Origin of the sequence: Microbacterium rhizosphaerae (assembly GCF_034120055.1) — a bacterium.
Taxonomy (GTDB): Bacteria; Actinomycetota; Actinomycetes; order Actinomycetales; family Microbacteriaceae; genus Microbacterium; species Microbacterium rhizosphaerae.
The window spans coordinates 3,658,047-3,676,489 of record NZ_CP139368.1 but is presented as its reverse complement, the minus strand read 5'-3'; the positions used below and the strand labels follow the sequence as shown (position 1 = coordinate 3,676,489).

At 68.1% G+C, this 18,443-nt stretch carries 18 protein-coding genes, 1 tRNA gene and 1 pseudogene; 7 read left to right on the top strand and 13 right to left on the bottom strand.

Translation table 11 applies throughout. The features are described 5' to 3' along the window. Positions 1 to 18: 18 nt before the first annotated feature. Together SM116_RS16695 and SM116_RS16690 are read right to left on the bottom strand one after the other, a co-directional pair. Complete coding sequence (locus tag SM116_RS16695; RefSeq protein WP_320942092.1) at positions 19 to 483, bottom strand: FHA domain-containing protein; 465 nt, start codon at positions 481 to 483, stop codon at positions 19 to 21. A 132-nt stretch (positions 484 to 615) separates the two neighbouring features. Further along, positions 616 to 1,359 carry a sulfite exporter TauE/SafE family protein gene (locus SM116_RS16690; protein WP_320942091.1) on the bottom strand — a complete coding sequence of 248 codons (744 nt, stop codon included), beginning with the start codon at positions 1,357 to 1,359 and terminating at the stop codon, positions 616 to 618. A 139-nt stretch (positions 1,360 to 1,498) separates the two neighbouring features. On the opposite strand from SM116_RS16690, the gene SM116_RS16685 reads away from it, so the two are divergent. Further along, complete coding sequence (locus SM116_RS16685; protein WP_320942090.1) at positions 1,499 to 2,359, top strand: hypothetical protein; 861 nt, start codon at positions 1,499 to 1,501, stop codon at positions 2,357 to 2,359. Between the two features lie 7 nt (positions 2,360 to 2,366). Here SM116_RS16685 and SM116_RS16680 read toward each other — a convergent pair whose 3' ends face one another. After that, positions 2,367 to 3,605, bottom strand: a complete 1,239-nt coding sequence (locus SM116_RS16680) for an MFS transporter (RefSeq protein WP_320942089.1) — start codon at positions 3,603 to 3,605, stop codon at positions 2,367 to 2,369. Between the two features lie 99 nt (positions 3,606 to 3,704). Between SM116_RS16680 and SM116_RS16675 the strand changes: the two genes are divergently transcribed. From SM116_RS16675 to SM116_RS16660, 4 genes are all read left to right on the top strand, one after another. Then, positions 3,705 to 4,745, top strand: a complete 1,041-nt coding sequence (locus tag SM116_RS16675) for an NAD(P)H-dependent flavin oxidoreductase (protein ID WP_320942088.1) — start codon at positions 3,705 to 3,707, stop codon at positions 4,743 to 4,745. 39 nt (positions 4,746 to 4,784) lie between these two features. Further along, on the top strand, positions 4,785 to 4,931 hold the full coding sequence (locus SM116_RS16670; protein ID WP_320942087.1) for a hypothetical protein: 147 nt from the start codon (positions 4,785 to 4,787) through the stop codon (positions 4,929 to 4,931). Between the two features lie 81 nt (positions 4,932 to 5,012). Continuing rightward, entirely contained in the window at positions 5,013 to 5,621 is a 609-nt protein-coding gene (locus SM116_RS16665) for an asparagine synthase (RefSeq protein ID WP_320942086.1), read from the top strand. A gap of 49 nt (positions 5,622 to 5,670) precedes the next feature. Then, a tRNA-Arg gene (locus SM116_RS16660) sits at positions 5,671 to 5,743 on the top strand. A 348-nt stretch (positions 5,744 to 6,091) separates the two neighbouring features. Here the strand turns inward: SM116_RS16660 and SM116_RS16655 are convergent. From SM116_RS16655 to SM116_RS16630, 6 genes are all read right to left on the bottom strand, one after another. Next, positions 6,092 to 6,508, bottom strand: coding sequence for a PIN domain-containing protein (locus SM116_RS16655; RefSeq protein ID WP_320942085.1), 417 nt, complete (start codon positions 6,506 to 6,508; stop codon positions 6,092 to 6,094). Next, positions 6,505 to 6,741, bottom strand: a complete 237-nt coding sequence (locus tag SM116_RS16650) for a FitA-like ribbon-helix-helix domain-containing protein (RefSeq protein ID WP_320942084.1) — start codon at positions 6,739 to 6,741, stop codon at positions 6,505 to 6,507. Before SM116_RS16650 ends, SM116_RS16655 begins: the two co-directional genes overlap by 4 nt. 333 nt (positions 6,742 to 7,074) lie before the next feature. Next, the gene (locus tag SM116_RS16645; protein ID WP_425563200.1) at positions 7,075 to 7,881 is read right to left on the bottom strand and encodes an SDR family oxidoreductase; all 807 of its coding nucleotides are present in this window, start codon (positions 7,879 to 7,881) and stop codon (positions 7,075 to 7,077) included. Beyond that, positions 7,878 to 10,178 (bottom strand): glycoside hydrolase family 3 N-terminal domain-containing protein, encoded by a 2,301-nt coding sequence (locus tag SM116_RS16640; protein WP_320942083.1) that lies wholly within the window; start codon positions 10,176 to 10,178, stop codon positions 7,878 to 7,880. Before SM116_RS16640 ends, SM116_RS16645 begins: the two co-directional genes overlap by 4 nt. 55 nt (positions 10,179 to 10,233) lie before the next feature. Then, complete coding sequence (locus SM116_RS16635) at positions 10,234 to 12,060, bottom strand: hypothetical protein (RefSeq protein WP_320942082.1); 1,827 nt, start codon at positions 12,058 to 12,060, stop codon at positions 10,234 to 10,236. Positions 12,061 to 12,236: 176 nt separating this feature from the next. After that, the gene (locus SM116_RS16630; protein WP_320942081.1) at positions 12,237 to 13,226 is read right to left on the bottom strand and encodes an alpha/beta hydrolase; all 990 of its coding nucleotides are present in this window, start codon (positions 13,224 to 13,226) and stop codon (positions 12,237 to 12,239) included. 363 nt (positions 13,227 to 13,589) lie between these two features. On the opposite strand from SM116_RS16630, the gene SM116_RS16625 reads away from it, so the two are divergent. After that, entirely contained in the window at positions 13,590 to 15,083 is a 1,494-nt protein-coding gene (locus tag SM116_RS16625) for a glycoside hydrolase family 1 protein (RefSeq protein ID WP_320942080.1), read from the top strand. A 7-nt stretch (positions 15,084 to 15,090) separates the two neighbouring features. Then, positions 15,091 to 15,735 (top strand): hypothetical protein, encoded by a 645-nt coding sequence (locus SM116_RS16620; RefSeq protein ID WP_320942079.1) that lies wholly within the window; start codon positions 15,091 to 15,093, stop codon positions 15,733 to 15,735. A gap of 171 nt (positions 15,736 to 15,906) precedes the next feature. Here SM116_RS16620 and SM116_RS18445 read toward each other — a convergent pair. The 4 genes and pseudogenes from SM116_RS18445 to SM116_RS16605 all read right to left on the bottom strand — a co-directional run. Next, positions 15,907 to 16,047: pseudogene (locus tag SM116_RS18445) on the bottom strand (alpha-L-rhamnosidase N-terminal domain-containing protein); the annotation flags it as partial. A 104-nt stretch (positions 16,048 to 16,151) separates the two neighbouring features. Beyond that, positions 16,152 to 16,457: an AtuA-related protein gene (locus SM116_RS16615; protein ID WP_320942078.1), complete on the bottom strand. Its 306-nt coding sequence runs from the start codon at positions 16,455 to 16,457 to the stop codon at positions 16,152 to 16,154. After that, on the bottom strand, positions 16,454 to 17,788 hold the full coding sequence (locus SM116_RS16610) for an acyclic terpene utilization AtuA family protein (RefSeq protein WP_320942077.1): 1,335 nt from the start codon (positions 17,786 to 17,788) through the stop codon (positions 16,454 to 16,456). Before SM116_RS16610 ends, SM116_RS16615 begins: the two co-directional genes overlap by 4 nt. Beyond that, a complete protein-coding gene (locus SM116_RS16605) occupies positions 17,785 to 18,405 on the bottom strand; it encodes a hypothetical protein (protein ID WP_320942076.1) in 621 nt (206 codons plus the stop codon). The genes SM116_RS16610 and SM116_RS16605 overlap by 4 nt, the downstream gene beginning before the upstream one ends. Positions 18,406 to 18,443: the final 38 nt, after the last annotated feature.

The following is an 18,443-nucleotide window of genomic DNA, read 5'->3' as shown; positions in this document are numbered from 1 at the left end:
GTCAGGACTCGGCGGCCGTCATGGCCCGGTCGGGTGCGATCCGGTGTAGTCCGGGCGCTCCGGCTGCCGCGACTGGTGCGTGCCCTCGCCGCCTTCCCGGCCGCCGTAGGGCCGGCCGTGGTCGGCGAACTCGTCGCGCGCGTACACGAACATCCATCCGCCCATCGTGAACCGTGCGCCGGTGCGCAGGATCGCGCCCTCGGCGTCGACGGCCTCGATGTACATCGGAGCGTGGCTGAGATCCATCGCCCCGTGCGGGATCAGCACGTACTCGTCGTGGGCGTCGTGCACGATCTGCGCGTGCAGCGGGTCGATGTCCGCCAGCCTGAGCTCCGAATCGACCGCGCTGCCGATGCGCACGTTGTCGGACTCGAGGTTGAAGATGCGGTGCGTGCCGTCCTGCGACACGATGAGGTGGGGATGCCCCGCACCCCAGCTGCCGTGGGTCGTTCCCGGCGTGGTGTCGTCTCTCGATGCGTTCACTGCTCGTCCTCCTCCCGACGCCGGGGGAGCGCTCTCGTCATGGGTGCATCCCCGACGTCTCCATTGTTCCACCGGGGCTCTCCGGCGTCAGGGGGTTGCACGATCTCGCGGCGTCTGCAAAGGTCCGCGCGATCAGGGGATGAGCAGATACGCGGCGCCGACGATCGTGAGGATGAGCACGATCCGGTCGAAGAGCGCCTGGTGGATGCGGGGGATCATCCATCGGCCGAGCAGCGCCCCCACGACCACGAGCGGGATGAGGACCGCATCCAGCAGCAGCACCGGCACCGTGATGAGGCCGAGGCCGACGAGGATCGGCAGCTTGATGATGTTCACGATCGCGAAGAACCACGCCGCGGTGCCGAGGAACACCTTGACCGGCGTGCGCATCGCGAGCAGGTACATCGACATGACCGGTCCGCCGGCGTTGGCCACCATCGTGGTGAACCCGCCGAGCGTGCCGTAGCCGATCGTCGCGGACAGATTCGTGTGCGTGATGGCGTCGGTGGATGCGGAGCGCCTCCGCCAGAGCGTGATCGCCACCATGCCCAGGAGGATGACGCCGATGACGGGCTTCACGATCGCGTTGCTCGCGAAGGCGAGGAAGAGTGCGCCCAACGCGATGCCGGCCGCGACGGGCGGGGCCAGGCGCAGCAGCGTCGGCCAGTGCGCGTGCCGGCGGTAGGTGAGCAGGGCGAAGACGTCGCCGACGATCAGGAGGATCAGGAGCGCTCCCGTCGAGGTCCGCGCGGGCAGGAACGCGGCGAAGATCGCGACCGAGATCGTGCTCGCACCGGGGAGTGCGGTCTTGGACACGCCGACGATCGCCGCCGCCAGGGCGAGCAGGGCCCACGCCCACGGCATCAGATCGAGCATGCGTCCTTTCCGGCTGAACGTCGCGACGATCCTACGTCTGCGCGCCGCCCTCGCCCGACACGGCCCGCGCCGGGGACACGCGAAAGACGAGCGCTTCCGCCGGTGCGATCCCGCGCCACGCCTCGGGCATACTGACGGGATGCCCGAGGCCGCCGTGCCCCACCCCACCGACGCAGACATGACGACGGCGCTGCGGCGCGCGTTCACGACGTGCGGTGAGCTGTCCGATGCGCTCCGGTCGCTCGCTGCTGCCCCCGTCTCCGCGGAGGCGAGCCTGCGCGCGGACGAGGAGGCGACGCGCACCGCGGAGGGCCGCCTGGCCTTCGCGGTGTACGTGCAGCAGCGTGCGACCGCGGCCGCGACCTACCTCGACGAGCTGCACCGCTCGGCGCTGCGCACGGCGCCCGGCGAGCTGGCGCTCGACCTCGTGCTGCTGCCGCCGCTCCTGCGCGGAGCCATCGAGAACGCGGCGACCCTCACGTGGCTGCTCGCGCCCGAGACCCGCCAGCAGCGGCTCGAGCGCTTCGCGCGCGCCCTGCGCGCCGACGTGAGCCGGTTCGCCGCCGATCACGAGCGTCTGGCCCAGGCGAGGGATGCGTCGATCCCCCCGCAGCTCTACGACCAGCTGGCATCACGCCTCGCGGAACACGGCGACGCCGCGCTCGCCCACATCGACGCGGCGGCTCTCGCGGCGGGCGTCACGACCCGAGCCGTGCGGCGCGAGCTGCCCCCGTCCGTGCCGGTCGCCGAGGCGTACGGCGACGGCAGCCTGCCGCACGTCGCCTGGACGGCTCTGGCCGACCTCACGCATTTCGGCTTCACGCTGGCGAAGAACGACGCCGAGCTGCACGTCGAAACCGATACGCGGCAGTCCTCCCTCGTGGTCTACGCGCTCGTCGCGGTGACGACCGCCCGCGACGCGCTCGCGCACTTGTCGTCCGCGATGGGGATGCGGGGGGTCGCAGCATCCATCGATCCCGTCGTCGACGACACCGCCTGAGGCCGGCTCAGTGCCGCGAGCCGAGCGCGGCGTTCACGATGCCCGCGCCCGCGACGACCGCCGCGGCGACGATGGGGGTGAGGAGCGCGGCGGGGGTCCCCATCGACTGTCCGATCGCGCCGGTGATGGCCGATGCCGCCGACTGCCCGACGATCACCCCCGAGCCGAGGATCGTCATGACGGTGGCCGACCGTCCGCGCGGGCTGTACGCCGCGCCGAGGCTGTACTGCGTCACGAGCGTCGGCCCGATGCCGACGCCGATCACGAGCAGCGCCCACGCCATCTGCGGCACGTCGCGGACGAAGGGGAGCGAGAGGCTTCCGAGCAGCACGATGCTCGAGAACACCAGCCAACGCGCCCGCAGTGAGAACCGCGGCGGCAGGATCATGACCCCGAGCGCGAAGATCGCCGAGCCCACGCCCATGGCGCCGTACACGAGTCCCGCCTCGGTCGCGGCGCCCCGATCGGTCATGAATGCTGTGAGCGACGTCAGCATCGCGCCGAAGAAGAGGCCCATGCCGAGCGCTCCCACGGTGATCGTGATCAGACGGATGCCGAGCAGCTCCCGCGCGGGAGCCTGTGTCGCGATGTCCGCCGTCGCCGGCGGCATGCCCTCCGGACGCGTGATCGGGACGGTGGTGCGCCCCGTGCGGTGCAGCGCGAATGCGGTGACGAACACGGCCGTCAGCACCGCGGCCGCGACGATCGGCGCGGCAGGGCTGAACGCCGTCGCGAGCACGCCGACGACGACCGGACCGAAGACGAAGACGATCTCGTCGGCCGACGACTCGTACGCCATCGTGCCGTTCAGGATGCGGGGTCGCCGCGCCCGCGGGAACACCCGGTCGATGATGCCGACGAGTCGGCTGCGCGACATGGGCGACACCTGGGGGGCCGTCGCTCCGACCAGGAGCGAGGTGAGCAGCACCGCCGGATCGGGAAGCGGGCTGTAGACGACCCACGCGAGGGTCAGCAGCACGATGCTGTTGGCGATCGCCGTCGCCAGCACGACGGGGCGCTGCCCCCAGCGGTCGGCGGCGACGCCGATGAGCGGGCCGCAGATCGCGGCGCCGAGGCCGACCATCGCAGAGTTCACTCCGCCGAGCGCGAGCGATCCGCGCCCGGAGACGACGAGGGTCAGCACGCCGACGACCATCATCGCGTAGGGGAAGCGGGCGATGAGGGCGATGGGGAAGTAGGCGAAGCCCGTGGCGCCGATGAGGCTCGGCTCGTTCTTCCGAGTCATGGAGCCTCCCTTCCGAATCCGGGCCAAGCGTTCCATCCTACCGGGGAGGACCTGCCGCACCCGGAGCCCGGTTCGGACCCGCGGAGTAGCGTCGCGGGCATGAGCATCTTCGGCGTCGAACACCCCATCCTCCTCGGCCCCTTCGGCGGGCTCTCCTCGATCGAGCTGACCGCTGCGGTCAGCAATCTCGGCGGCCTCGGCGGCTACGGCCTGTACGGATACTCGGCGCAGCGCATCCACGACACGATCGCGCAGCTGAAGGATGCGACGTCCCGTCCGTTCGCGGTGAACCTGTGGCTGCCCACGGGCGACGAGGTGGTGCCCCCGCGGCTGGATCTCGGGCCGTTCATCGATGCGGTCGCTCCGTTCTATGCGGAGCTCGGACTCGAGCCGCCGACCGTGCCACAGGCTTTCCTGCCCGACCTGCGGGTGCAGCTCGAGGCCGTGGAGGAGGCCGCGCCCGCGGTGCTGAGTCTCGTGTTCGGCGTGCCCCCGCGCGACGTGGTGCAGCGGCTGCAGGCGAAGGGCATCCGGGTGGTCGGCACGGCGACGACCGTTCATGAGGCGGTGTCGCTGGATGCCGCGGGCGTCGACGCGATCGTCGCCAGCGGCTCGGAGGCCGGCGGTCACCGCGTCTCGTTCGCCGCCCCCGCGGAGAAGTCCCTCGTCGGAACGTTCGCGCTCATCCCACAGGTGGTCGACGCGGTCCGCGCGCCGGTGATCGCGGCGGGCGGCATCGCCGACCGTCGCGGGGTCGCCGCGGCCTTCGCCCTCGGGGCCTCGGGCGTGCAGGTCGGGTCGGCGTTCCTGCGCACGCGCGAGTCGGCGGCGACGGATGCGCATCGCGCCGCGCTCGCGGCGGCATCCGACACCTCCACCGTCCTCACGCGGGCGATGAGCGGGCGGCTGGCCCGCGGCATCCCGAATCGCGCGATGCGCGAGATCGAGGCGAGCGGCGTCATCGCCCCGTTCCCGGCGCAGAACTGGCTGACCGGAGGATTCCGCGCCGCGGCCGGCGCGAAGGGCGACGGCGAGCTGGTGTCGCTGTGGGCCGGGCAGGCGGCCGGCCTCTCGCGCGGCGAGACGGCGGCCGAGGTCTTCGCGGAGCTGCTGTCGGGCGTTCCCGCGAGCGCCGGATGACGGCAGCCGGGCGTCGCCGCGGCCCCCTAGGATGAGCGCATGGTCGCGCTCGAGAACATCACCGACACCGCGGCGGCCCCGGGTGCCCATGGCGCGGTCCTCTCGTTCCTCCTGCTGCGGATCCTCAGCGTGATCGGGTTCTTCATCCTCGGCTTCGGAAGGTCGACCTACACGACGCCCGTGTAGTCCGGACGGATGCTCTTGTCACGCAAGAAGAAGAGACACGACGGGCCGCCCCCCGAATCCGACGGGGGCGGTGAGGTCCGCGTGCTGGGGGAGGACGTGCGCGTGCGGGATCTCGTCGCGGAGGGCGTCTACGTCGCTGCGGCGGCGACGCGGCTCGCGCTGAAGAACAAGATCCTCGTCGAGATCCTCGCGGGCGGCGCGGATTTCGATGTCGACCGGTTCCTGCCCGATGCGCGGGAGACGCTGCTCGCGCTCGCCGGCGAGGCCGACGCCGACGGGGCTCGGGCGCGCCGCGAGCAGAAGAAGGCCAGCCGGCGCTTCCGCGATCCGTACGGCTCGCACGACTACAGCAGCCGGGACGTGCGAAACCTGCGCCGTCGTCGCAAGCAGGCCGAGCGCGTCGCCGCCGAGCTGCGCACTCGGGCATCCGACGACGGTGAGCTCCGCCAGCTCGTCGAGGCGGCGCGCGAGGCCGCCTGGGCCGACGTCGCCCGCAACATCGACCGCACGCTGCGGATCGAGGCGGCCCGGCCCGACCTCGAGCCGGATTACGACAAGATGCGCGAGGCGCGCATGCAGTCGCTGCGCCTGGTCGATCTTCCGCGGCTCGCCGCGCACAAGCGCCGACTCGAGGAGATCCGCGCCGGCGGATCGCCATCCGTGGACGCCGCCCCCGGCGCCGATTCGTGAGTTCGACCCGTCGTGGGGTAATGTAGTCGAGGCCCGCGCGACGGGTCCTGCGCCTGTAGCTCAATGGATAGAGCATCTGACTACGGATCAGAAGGTTGGGGGTTCGAGTCCCTCCAGGCGCGCACTGTGTTGAGACAGTGAATGAGAAAAGACCCGGTCAGCCGGGTCTTTTCTTGTTTCCGGGGTGCTCTGATCGGGTTTGATCGCGCTTGCCGCCGACTCGGAGACCGTAACGCCGAACTTCCGCGTGATTACGCGAGTCTGGACGGTCGGGGGCTGGGAAACCTCCTTGGAATCAGAGCCGATGTGTGCACCGCATGTGTGCACCTGTGTGTGCATCTGAGCCGCCGCGGTCTGTGATGTATCAGGACATGCCTGACGAATCTGCATCCGGACATCTCTGACGCTTCGACCGTGGGGATGCTGCGGCCGCGGCGCTGCACCCTGCCGACGTGCGCGCGGATGATCCCTCAGCGCACGTCCCAGGGGTTGACGAGCGTGATGTTTAAGCCGGCGAAGTCGGTCGTGTTCCGGGTCGCGAGGGCGGCGTTGTGATGGGCCGCGTGGGCGGCGATCTGGCCGTCTTGGGCTGAAGGCTCCCGGCCTGCCAGGCGCGCGGCCGCGCGCAGCGCCGCGTGCGTGCGCGCCGTGTCGGCGTCGTAGGGCAGCACGCGCCTGGCGATCCGAGCGATCATCGCATGCACATGCGGTTCCAACTGGGTCCGCTTCCGCCCGTCCGGGAGGAGCTCGATGCCGAACACCAGCTCGTGCACGACCAATGCCGGCATGTAGAGATCGGCTGCGTTTGCTCGAAACCACCGCAAGACGTGCGGGTCTGGTACCGCCCGCAGGGTCTCGGACCACACGTTGGTGTCGACGATGATCACAGGGAGACGTCCCGCGCCGCTGTGCGGGACGGCTGAGGCAGATCGACGCCACCGGTCTCTTCGCGGATCTGCGCGGACTCGTCGAGCCATGCCAGGACAGGATCGATGTCAGCGACCGCCTCGGACAGGATCGCGCGGACCTCGGCCTCCATCGACTGGTGATGCCGTTGAGCACGCAGGCGCAGGTTCTCCCGCACGTCCTCGGGCAAGTTCCGGACCACGATCGTCGCCATCTGACTCACCTCCCACGTGTTGCTAGCAAGAATGATAGCACTGAGACTTCTCGTCGCGTGGATCGGTTACCCCGTGCGCGATATCGACGCTGCCGCGAGCTCAGAGCACGGGCAGCCTGCGCCGATGAACGAACGCAAGCGGATCCCCTTGCGGGCAGTGCCCGGATCGGGGACCAGGCGTGCGCGCCTTCCGACACCTCCTGTGGCGAGCGGCCGCGGCATCTCGCGGCGTAGTAGGTCGATGGGACGATCTTCACATCGTGCTGACCCAGCACGGCGCAGATCGATGCGTTGTCCGAGGGGGAGAGAGAAGAAGGAGGAAGTCTGCCGCCTTCAGGAGCGCACGAGCCCTGCTGCTTCTCCTCCGTCGGCGACGAACTCGGATCCTGTCGAGAACGATGACTCGTCCGACGCGAGGAAGAGCACCAGGCGCGCCACCTCGTCCATCTCTCCCACCCGATGCAGCGCGACGTGATCCTGCGGGAACTCCCTGCCCTCGAGCAGCGGTGTGCGGGTCATGCCGGGATGAACGGTGTTGACTCGGATGTTGTGGCGCCCGAGGTCGAGAGCGGCGCTCTTGGTCAATCCGCGAAGGCCGAACTTCGAGGCGTTGTAGCCGGATATCCGCTCATACCCTTGGAGTCCCGCTTCGGAGGAGACGTTGATGATGGATGCCGAGCCGGATGCGCGCAAGGCCGCCGCTGCTGCTCGAATGCCGTAGAAGGATCCGGTCAGGTTGACGTCGATGACAAGTTTCCAGTCGTCGGTCGGATGCTCGTCGATGGGGGAGCTTCGCACCACTCCGGCATTGTTGACAAGAACGTCCAGTCGCCCGAAAGCCGCAATCGACTCAGCGACGGCGCGCTCCCACTCCTCGTAGTCGCGCACGTCGAGGTGCACATATCGTGCCCGGTCGCCGAGGGATGCAGCCAGCTCGGTGCCGATCTCGTCGAGGACGTCCGTGAGAATCACGCTCGCCCCTTCCGAGACGAGCATGCGAGCGAACGAGGCACCGAGGCCGCGTGCGGCGCCCGTGACCAGGGCGACCTTGCCTGCTACCCGGCCTCCTGACCGGGTAGCAGGCGCCGATGTCGCAGAGTCCAGCGAGGGACTCTGGCTGCTGAACGGAGCGTTCGTCATGACTCGAGAGGCCCGCCGTGAACGGTCAGCGTGGCGGAGAACGGCGCTGTCGAGTCTCCGCCGATCGCGATGTCGATCAAGGTGTCATCCTGGACGTAGCCTCGCGCTGCCGCGCTCCAGTAGCGCAGCTGGTCGGGGCCGAGTTCGAACGTGAGCTCGCGGGTTTCGCCGGCAGGAATGTGGAGTCGCTGGAACGCCTTCAGCTCGCGCACGGGACGGGTGGACGTGCCGAAGCGCTGGTGCACGTAGAGCTGGGCTACTTCGTCGGAGCGACGGCTGCCGACATTCGTCACATCGACGCGAACTCGCACGGACTCCCCGATCGCGATCCTGTCGCGTTCGAGAGTGACCGGTCCGTAGGAGAACTCCGAGTAGGACAGCCCGTAGCCGAAGGGATAGAGCGGTGTGCTCGGCTCATCGAAGTACCGACGGCTCTGCTCCTCCGGCTGGAATGTGCGATTGTGCGCGTAGATCATCGGGATCTGCCCGACATTGCGGGGCCAGGTGAAGGGGAGCCGGCCGGCGGGTGAGATGTCGCCGACGAGAGCCGACGCGATCGCGTCGCCGCCGCGGACGCCGGGGTACCACGCTTGCAGGATCGCGGGGACGTTCTCATCGGCCCACTGCAGGTCAACAGGGCGCCCCGACATGACGACGAGGATGACCGGCGTACCGGTTGCAGTGATCCGCCTCAGCTGCTCGAGCTGACGACCGGTGAGTTCGAGGGTCGCCTGAGATGACTTCTCGCCGATCTGGTTCTGTCGTTGTCCCACCACGACGATGGCGACATCGGACTCGGCGGCGATCGTCACTGCGCGTTCGATCTCGGCGTCGTCGTCGTAGTCCGCGGGGGTCGCTTCGACCGCGGCGTCCATCCGGTCGAAGAGCGAGGGGTGGAGACGTTCGGGGATGCTGGCGCCCGGCGCGTACTCGATGCGCACACCCGAGCCGAGCCGATCGCGGAGGCCCTTCAGGACGGAAACCGCCTCGTCGACATCGTGGTCGAACACCCAGGGGCCGAGAACGTCGCGCTTGCTTGCGGCGAGCTGACCGATGACCGCCACCGACGACAGCGCGTTCGCAGCGATGGGGAGGGCTGCGTCGTCGTTCTTCAGGAGTACGAAGGTCTGCTCTGCGGCATCCTTTGCGGCGTCGCGGCTGGCGGTGCTGCCGAGGACGGTCGCGGCGCCAGCCTCGTCGACGAAGGGATTCTCGAACAGGCCGAGGCGGAACTTCGCCGTCAGCACTCGCCGCACCGCACGGTCGACGGTCGCCTCCGACAGCCTTCCCTCGCTGACTGCCTGGGGGATGCGGTCATAGGCGGGGTCGAACATCGCCATCTCGACGTCGAGGCCGGCGCTCACCGCGCGGATAGCGGCGTCCTGAAGGTCCTTTGCGAAGTGCTGAACCTCGAGGGAGCGCACGGCGTTCGCATCCGAGACGGTGAAGCCGTCGAAGCCGAGCTCATCCCGAAGCACATCATTCAGCAGCCAGCTGCTGGCCGAGGCGGGGACGCCGTTCAGGTCCATGTACGCACTCATCACGTTCGCGGCTCCCGCTTCGACGGCGGCGCGGAACGGCGGGATGTAGACGTTCCACAGCTCGGAGTCGGAGATTTCCGCGTCGTCGTAGTCGCGGCCGCCGCGCGAGGCGCCGTAGCCCACGAAGTGCTTGGGTCCGGCGAGAACACTGCCGCCCCCACCGTCGCCTTGGAAGCCGCGGACCTGCGCGGCGGCGATCGCGCCACTGAGCACGGGGTCCTCGCCGGCGCCTTCGATGATCCGCCCCCAGCGCGGGTCGCGCGCGATGTCGATCATCGGAGCGAAGGTCCAGTTGATGCCGACGGCGCGGGCCTCTGCGGCAGCGACGGCCTGAGAGGCCTCTGCGACAGCGGGATTCCAGCTGGCAGCGAGCGCGATCGGGACGGGGAAGATCGTGCGCAGGCCGTGGATGACGTCGTAGCCCACGAGCAGGGGGATGCCGTGCGGGCTCTCCTCCACGGCGATGCGCTGCAGGTGGTTGACGAGTGCGGGATCCTTGGCGAACAGCACAGACCCGGCGGTCCCGGCCCGCACGGCCGACTGCACCATGAAGGGCTGCTGCACATGTGCGCGGTGCTCGTCCGGGATCGAGGCGATGTCGAGATCCGACGGCATGTTGATCGCGACACCCATGTAGAAGTACTGGGTCAGCTGCCCTGCCTTCTCGGTCAGGGTGAGACGGGAGAGCAGATCCTCGACGCGCTCCTCGATGGAGAGCGAGCGGTCCCGATAAGGGGCTGCACTTTCACTGGACATGGCGATCTGGCCTTTCGATGATGTTGTCGGCACGGTGACTCTCCGGCTTCGCGAGCTAGTCGACGGAGATGCGAACTCGCGCCAGGTTCGATAGCCGCGCGAAGGGTGTCGCGGCGTCGCTGTCCGGCTGAGCGGTGATCCGAGCCGTCAGGAAACGCACACCCGGTGTGTCGAAGCGCGCGGTTCGGAGAATGCGCACGATGCTCTCTCCAGTCAGACGGTCGATCGACTCGTAGACACCGTCGCCATCGAGATCCCACTTGACGGATACGAGGCCGCCGATCTGAGCGGTGGCCTCGAGCACGATCTCCACTGCCTCACCGACTGCGGGATGCGCATGCTCGGTGCCGTCGGCGGTCAGGAGCGCCACCGGCTGAACGCCACCGGGCTGGTCTGAACCGAGCACGAGCACTTGGCCGTCGACGACGCGATGCTCGGTGGAGCGCGCCGGATCGATACCGCCTTCGACCCACCCGCTGAGCGCGCGAAGCGCGGCCTGCAGCGTGCCCAGATAGCTGACGATCCTCGTCGGCTGTCCTTCGTCTGCAATATCCCCGTGCACGGCGTTGTCAGTGAACCAGAGCCGAAATCGGTCGTCTGTCTGAGGGCCGAGATGCTCGCGGACACGGTCGGCATACCAGGAGGCTTGCCAGGGGAAAGCCTCGCGGTCGAGCAAGGACGCACAGACGATCATCTTTCCTTCGAAGCGCCCCGTCTGCGGCTGACCGCTCGCGCTCTGCGTGATGAGGGGGCCGATGACGACGGATCGCTGCGGGAATCGCGGGTTGCCGGTGTTGTCGCGGTACTGATCCCACACGGCGAACGTGCGGTCGTCCGGCACCTGGTGCCGGTGATAGGTCTGTGCTGCGAGTGCCGTCGAGTTGTCGATCTTGACGGCTACACCAGCGTCGAGCAGATCGAACACCCGAGGGTCGTTGCCGATGTCGAGCACCGCGAGGTCGCTCTTGACGAGGCGCAGCTGCACCACCGTGCCCTCGGCGGGTCCCGACACGATGATCAGGTCGGCACTCTGTGTGTCGGCGGGTGCGGCTGCCGCCAGGCGCACGGCGGCGACGTTCCGCTTGCCGCCCGAATCCTGCTTGAAGGATTCGTCGACGCCTCCACCCGAGCTGGTCTGGCGCTGCAGATGCGGCAGTTCAGCCAGATTCAGCTCAGCGAGTTCGGCCGTCGAGAGAGTCTCCGTCACCGACGTCGTGTGCACGACGCGGTCGCGGTGCACGGACGATTCGGGATCGGAGCCCAGATATCCGGGTTCCTTCCAGAAATCTTCGAAATAGGACGGATCGACCATCGTCATCGGCCCGCGTACCGCGGGATAGCCGTGAGCGCCGAAACCGCGATGACCGAACCAGGCACGCGTGGGGAATCCCATGGCCGTCACCTCGCGGAACGCCGCGGCTTCCTCCTCGGTCAGGGTGGCATAGGGGTCACCGGATCCGCCGACGTCCATCGCATCGGCTATGTCGTCGAGCTTGTCCCGCAGAATGCGCTGCGCGTGCATACGTACGCTGAACACGTTCGGCAGGGCCATCGGACTTCCGATGACATAGGGCACGAATCCGTCCCAGACGCCTTCGGTGTTCTCAGCCGCGCCCATCGTGCGGAACCCGCCGCCGCTCCCTCCGAACAGGTAGCCGTACGCCCGGTGTGGTCCGTACACCTCCTGAGCCACGACCCGACTGTATGCCGCCACAGCGGCGTTCGCGCCGTAGGCACTGATGAGAGGCGACGGGGGGAACTCACCCTTTGCGACGCTCCCGCCGCCGTTGGTCTCCACGAAGTAGGCGCCGGACGCGATCGAGAAGGAGATCTTGTCCTCTTCCCCGACCTGGCCCTGGGAGATGTTCTCGTCGTCGGGCACGGGTGTGACGTACTGGAAGAAGCGGCCCTCGTACCGATCGGCCTCCGGCAGGTAGAGGGAGAACCGCGTCGTGGTGGATTCGAAGCCGCCGTGCAGGTACCTGTGCCTCGTCGGCTCTTCTCGCCACTCGTCGATATCGATGTAGGGAGCAGCGAAGTAGTCAGCGAATTGTGCGGTCATGCCGTCACCTCGTTGAATCGGGCGAGGTCCGCGCTGATGCGTTCCACGGTCGCAGTCGGCAGGTGGTCGGGCGCGAACTCGGACAGCTGCCGCAGCGACATCGCTGATCCGGCGCTTCCCCGGAGACGTTCGAGAAGCGCGGGGATGTGCACTTCGAGAACCGCCGCGGGACCTGCTTCTTCGATGAGCCGGTAGATCGGCATGTCCGGACCGTACGTCGCGCGGGCAGCCAGCTGGGAGTAGTCCTGAGGTTCACCGGAGACGAGGAAGTCGCCGAAGATCGCGGTGAGGAAGCGAACCGAGTCCGTGAACCACCGTGCGGTGTCCGGCGAGACGCCGGCTGCTCGGCCATTTGATGTGTGCGCCTTCGCAAGGCTCACTCCATGAGGTCCGAGCATGTAGAGATGCGACTCGAAGGGGACGATGTTCGACTCCAGCGCCTGCAGAAGCGAGAGCCACTGGCGTGCCGGAACGACGTCGTCTCCCACGGTGCCGAAAAGGAATGCCGGTGGCATCTCGGGAGTGATCGCGTCCGCCAGCGAAACTCCTGCCCGAGCGGTTGGTCCCTCGACGCCCGGGTACGCCAGGACGAGAGCGTTCGGGCGCTCGGGGCCGAACGCACCGAGGCTCGCCGCCAGGTGGCCCCCGGCAGAGAAGCCGACAGCGACGATCTTCGCCGGATCGATGTGCAGATCGGTGGCGTTGGCGCGAAGCCACCCCAACGCGGCCTGCCCGTCCTCATAGGCTGCCGCAACGGGGCTGTCCGGTCCCACGGTGTAGCGCAGAACGAACGTGTTGTACCCCTCCGCGGCATAGGCGAGCGCAACCGGCTCTGATTCGGCCGCCGACAGGAACATGTATGCGCCGCCTGGCAGGATGAGTGCGGCAGGGCGTACGGTCGCGTTCTTGAGTCCCTCGTCGGGCTCCTGTATGTAACAGGTGAGGCTCGCGCCGCGGGTGCCGACTGTGTGGGTGAAGAGTCGCATGAGGCTCCTTAGATGTTCCGCGACGATCCTGCGGATTCAGGTCTTGGATCGCGAGTTCGATGATGAGTTGGCGTGTCTTCGGGCCGCGTTGCTTCGGTGGCGCTGTGAACGCGCCCTGCAGTCGGCCGTAGGTGTCGCCTGGATGCAGCGGCCACCGGGTTGGCGGGCTGCGCTCGATCTTCACGCTGTCTGTCGCTGACGAATTCGGGCGCTGTCGGTCGAAAGTCGTCGCGCCGCGATTGAACCCGCACGCGACTCCGGGCGGCATTGCTCATACGTTCAGGCTAACCCGAAAATGAAGCGTGGTGCAAGAAACAATTCTCCAGGCCAATGGAAGCTGACTCACTCCGGCGCTTGACAGGCATGAACTATGTGAGGCACTGTAATTACAGGAGAGCGGGTGTCCAAGGTCAGCGCCGGTGGTGCTGGGTGCCGGTCGCCCCCGAGCCGACGAAGGCTACGGACTTCAAACGGGTGCAGTCTGGGCGTCCTGGTGCCGCCGCAGCGGCATCGCGGGTGGGCACCAGGTGCCCTCCGGCGGCATCGCATGCCGTCTACCTTGACTCCCCGTGGGTGCTCCGGCTCAATGAACGAGAGGAACGGCGAATGTCCGACATCAACAGGTTCCTGTGGGGGGCATCGACCGCCCCGATGCAGATCGAGGGAAACAATCTCAATTCGGATTGGTGGCGCCGTGAGGCGGCGTCGCCGGGCATGGAACCGAGCGGGGACGCCTGCGACAGCTACCACCGGTATCCCGAAGACATCGCGCTTCTGGCGGAGTCCGGGCTCGACACGTACAGATTCGGCATCGAGTGGTCGCGCATCGAGCCGCGACCCGGTCAGGTGTCGCGTGCCGAACTCGCGCACTATCGGCGCATGATCGACACCTGCCTGCACGCGGGAGTGACCCCCGTCGTGACAGTGCACCACTTCTCGAACCCGCTGTGGTTCGCCGACGAAGGGGGGTGGATGGGATCCAACGCGGTCGACCGGTTCACCTTCTTCGCCGAGACCGTTGCGCCCATCTTGGGCGACGTGCCGTACCTGATCACGATGAACGAGCCCAACATGCTCGCGCAGATGATGACGATCGAGCAGATGATGCGCGAGGGGACGTTCAACGCCTGGCAGAGTCCGACTGTCGCGCGTGACGGCGATGAGGAGCCTGTGCTCAATGTGAGCGGGCTGCCGGCTCCGACCAGGGAGCACAGCGAACGTCTGATCGAGGCGCATCGAGCAGCTCGCGACGTGCTGTCGGCCAGGACCGACGCACGGGTCGGATGGAGTGTCGCGAACCAGGTCTTCGAGGCGGTCGAGGGCGGAGAGGAGCGCCTCCGCTACGAGCGCGAAGCTCGAGAGGATGTGTTCCTCGAGGCCGCCCGTTCCGATGACTTCCTGGGCGTGCAGGCGTATTCGGCGCAGAGCGTCGGCCCGCAGGGCCCGATCGCTCATCAGCCGGCCGAGGGCAACACGCTCGTCGGCACTCCGTTCCGCCCCGACGCCCTCGGGCTCGCGCTCCGACACGCGTGGGATGTTGCGCGTGTACCTCTGCTTGTCACGGAGAACGGGATCGCGACGGGCGATGACGACCGCCGGATCCAGTACACGGCCGAGGCTCTGCGGGGGCTCTTCGCGGCCGCCCGCGACGGCGTCGAGCTCTTGGGCTACCTGCACTGGACGCTGTTGGACAACTGGGAGTGGGGACACTGGGGGCCCACTTTCGGGCTCATCGGGGTCGATCGCGTCACCTTCGAGCGATCGCCGAAGCCGAGCCTGGAATGGCTGGGACGGGTTGCTCGCAGCCAGGGGGCCCTGGTCGACGCAGGATTGGCCACCGCTGATCAGCAGCGCTGAACCCGGGATGGGTGAGGAGTCGGTCAACTTCCTCGCACCGATGGTGGACGACGCGTTCCTGCTCTCCGAGGCTGGGGCACGGATGTGTATCCGGAACGCGATCGTCCGCCACACGATGAGCCGAGGCGGCTCACTCTCCCGTGAGGCCGTTCGTCGCTTGGTGCGCGAGGTCATTCGGGATCTCGCTCGCGAACGTCGCGCCGAGTCGGACCGACTGGCCTCCGCCATCGCGGCAGCGTCGGGGCGCGAGGGATACGGGCGCAACCGCCACGACTACCGCGCGGTGGACATTCCCGGCCTCCGTGCGCGCCGAGACGTGGAGTCGAGACTGGCCGCTCGACTCGAGAGCGCCGCGTCAGATCCGGTCTACGTCGACGGCCAGCTCTCCCTCGCCCTCAGCAGCGCTCTGGAGGACCTCGTTCGACACCGCATAGAGCCGACTGCAGCGGCCCGCGGGGACGCCCTGCACGTGGATCGTGCCTCGCGAATGGTCCGGAAGGATCTCCGCCGCGCGGGCAGGCGGTTCGCAGTGAGACGCCGGATCCTGGCTGTCTGGTCGAAAGTGACCTGCGGGCGCTCCCTGCGGGCTGGTTCCGCCCGCAACACGGCTCTCGCACGAGAAGTCGGCGATGGCGCTGAGCCGACCGACTGAGCACCTACCGCGCGTACGCCGCTTCGGGCCAGGGGACCGACCGCCGGTGATGGCCCGCCTCGACGCGCTCGTCAGCTGCGCCAGGAAGGCGAATGGTGGCGGGAGCGGGAACGTCCGCTTCGAGTTCGAGCTGTCCCGATCGGTGCACCCAACGCGAGCTGATACGAGGTTGCTCACCTCGTCGGCCGAATGGCGAACCCGCCATTCGTAACTGGTCCACCCCGGCGTGAGCACTGCTTCACTTACAGGCGCGCCGTTGAGGGACGCGTCGACCATTCCCAGGGCCGTCGTGAGCATGACGGCACTTTGCACGTCGCAGGACGGTGCCCCGACCTCCGGGTGCGGCTCGTACGCGGTCACGGTGCTCTTTCTGGATGGATCGGGGGCACGCTCGAAATATGCTTCGGCGACGCTGGTCAGTCGGGAACGGAAAGCTCGAGGAGGTGCCCGGAGAGCGTCTTGCCATGGGGGTCGGCACCGCGGGAGCGGGTGACCCCGCCGTCGAGGCGTTCGCGAATCACGATGGTGAACGCCCGCAATGTGGCCGCAGCGTGGATGGTGACGTTTGCGAGCGGCACCCCGAAGTGGGTGGCGACGCGGGCAGGCGTCAGGGCCGCTGCGATGCGCTCATAGTCGTCCGGGATGTACGGGGCGACCATGATGATCGACGTGTTGCCTTTGTCGCCGGCGCGTGCATGGGCGACCTCGTGCAGCTGGATCATCGCATCATCTCGAATCGCGGCTGGACAAGGTCGCGGTCGATGAGGGCCGAGACGATGCCGACGGTCTGGGAGGACGAGAACTCGACTCCTCCTCCGCCGGAGGGGCCGTTCGTGTACAGGGATTCGAGTTCCCGGCGCAGGAGAGCGGGCACGCCAGGATCGAAACTTCGGATGCCGATGCGGGCTCGCACCTCGGCGGGAGCGTGCGGTGGTTGCGTCCACGGCCGCAGCGAGTTCGCGCCCTGCAGATCCAACCGAAGCTCGGACGCGGGGCGGTCGTGAACGGATTCCCATCGTTCGCTCACGATCGCCAGCGCGAGCTGCGCCCGCTCGAGCGCGGCGTGCCCCGCGTACGCGATGCTCCCTGCCGCGAGATACCCGTCCATGACGCCGATGCTCACCTTCAGCTGCTGTGGGCGACCCGTTGATCGGACTCCACTGACGCGCACCCGGTTGGGTCCCGTCTCCTGGATGAGGACAGGTGTGAAGTCGAGGGTGGTGTCAGGGGTCTGGTAGCAGCGGGGGTCGTCGATCTCGTAGAGAAGCTGTTCGAGCACCGTCTCGCGCGACAAGACTCCGCCGGTGTTCTCCGGCTTTCGGAATTCGGCTGACCCGTCGCTTTCCACGCCTGCGAAGGGGAATCCGAGATGCGCGAGGTCGGGGACGGTCTTGCGGATGCCATCGGCGAAGTAGCCACCGGTGAGTTGCCCGGCGCATTCGAGCAGGTGACCGATGAGCGTGGGGGCAGCGGCGGCGTCGGGGGAGTCGGGGTCCGCGTTGAAGTGATGCAGGATCGGGGCGGCGAAGAGTGCCGCATCGCCCATGCGACCGGTCACGACGATATCTGCGCCCTCGTCCAGCGCTGCGACCGCTGCGGCTGCGCCGATGTAGGCATTGGCGGACACGATTCGGTCGCCGAGGTCGGCGACCGTCATATCGGTGCCGAGGATCTGCGCGGACCCGGGTAGCACGTCGATGACGTCGTCACCGAACACGGCCGCGATAGAAAGAGAACGGGGGTGCGCGTGTTCGGCCAGTTCGCGTTGGATCTCGCGAGCGAGACCGCGCGGGTCGGCTGCGCCGGCGTTGGTGAGCAGCTTGGTCTTGGCGGGGAGCGTGGGAAGCACCGCGCGAAGACGCTGAAGGAAGGCGGGATCGAAACCGGCGGCGTCCTCGTGGGTCATTCGCTGGTGTGCGAGCCCGATCGTGCGTTCGGCGAGGCACTCGAAGACGAGGGCGTCGAGATCACAGCGTTCGGCGAGAGTCGCGGCTGGTTCGATGCGGTCGCCGGCGAAGCCGGATCCTGCTCCGATGCGGTAACTGGCGGTCATGGTCTCGGGACACCTTCCCAGAGTTCGAGCAGGTGCGACGGTGGCAGGACATCGACAGGCAGGACATCGCCCGCGACGAAAGGTTCTCGGACGCCGTCCGCGTCGACGCGTCCTGTCCGGATGAGCTCGAGAACCGCAATCGCGACCGTGCGTTCGCGGTCGTTGGTCGGTGGCTGGAACAGTGCTGGTGCTTCTGCCCCATGATGAGCGGGGGCGCCGTCATCTCGACTGATGTCGAGGTATGCGGCGTTGCCGCCTGCGGCCCGTTGCGCCATCACGAGGCGGGCGGCCGGAAGCCGGTAGATGTAGTCGGCGAGCAGGCGGCGCCACTTCGATTGAGGGTCCCCGTCGCCGTATTCGCGCCGAATGGCTTCCCGGGTGGTGCCGGTGAAGTCTTGGATCCCCTCGAGCAGACCTGAGGCGGGAATGGGGACTGTGGCGGGGTGGAACCCCTGTGCTTCGTCGACAGCGGCCGCGGCCAGGACGAAGGTGTCTCGAAGGCCGCCGGCGGAGACGACGGCGAGCGGATGATCGGGGACGACCGGGTTCCGGGAGGTATCGTCGCGTGCAATTCCGAAGCCGCGTGGTCGCCGGCTGTTCCGGGACGCGATGTTCACAGGCGTGACAGTGGATTGTGCATCGAGAATCGCTTCCG

Excerpts from the sequence above, each read along its gene's own strand:
- SM116_RS16615 (WP_320942078.1), bottom strand. The coding sequence starts at position 16,457 with ATGATCCAGCTGCACGAGGTCGCCCATGCACGCGCCGGCGACAAAGGC.
- SM116_RS16620 (WP_320942079.1), top strand. The coding sequence starts at position 15,091 with ATGGGTGAGGAGTCGGTCAACTTCCTCGCACCGATGGTGGACGACGCG.
- SM116_RS16675 (WP_320942088.1), top strand. The coding sequence starts at position 3,705 with ATGAGCATCTTCGGCGTCGAACACCCCATCCTCCTCGGCCCCTTCGGC.
- SM116_RS16630 (WP_320942081.1), bottom strand. The coding sequence starts at position 13,226 with ATGCGACTCTTCACCCACACAGTCGGCACCCGCGGCGCGAGCCTCACC.
- SM116_RS16670 (WP_320942087.1), top strand. The coding sequence starts at position 4,785 with ATGGTCGCGCTCGAGAACATCACCGACACCGCGGCGGCCCCGGGTGCC.
- SM116_RS16690 (WP_320942091.1), bottom strand. The coding sequence starts at position 1,359 with ATGCTCGATCTGATGCCGTGGGCGTGGGCCCTGCTCGCCCTGGCGGCG.
- SM116_RS16685 (WP_320942090.1), top strand. The coding sequence starts at position 1,499 with ATGCCCGAGGCCGCCGTGCCCCACCCCACCGACGCAGACATGACGACG.
- SM116_RS16625 (WP_320942080.1), top strand. The coding sequence starts at position 13,590 with ATGAACTATGTGAGGCACTGTAATTACAGGAGAGCGGGTGTCCAAGGT.
- SM116_RS16610 (WP_320942077.1), bottom strand. The coding sequence starts at position 17,788 with ATGACCGCCAGTTACCGCATCGGAGCAGGATCCGGCTTCGCCGGCGAC.
- SM116_RS16645 (WP_425563200.1), bottom strand. The coding sequence starts at position 7,881 with ATGACGAACGCTCCGTTCAGCAGCCAGAGTCCCTCGCTGGACTCTGCG.
- SM116_RS16650 (WP_320942084.1), bottom strand. The coding sequence starts at position 6,741 with ATGGCGACGATCGTGGTCCGGAACTTGCCCGAGGACGTGCGGGAGAAC.
- SM116_RS16680 (WP_320942089.1), bottom strand. The coding sequence starts at position 3,605 with ATGACTCGGAAGAACGAGCCGAGCCTCATCGGCGCCACGGGCTTCGCC.
- SM116_RS16640 (WP_320942083.1), bottom strand. The coding sequence starts at position 10,178 with ATGTCCAGTGAAAGTGCAGCCCCTTATCGGGACCGCTCGCTCTCCATC.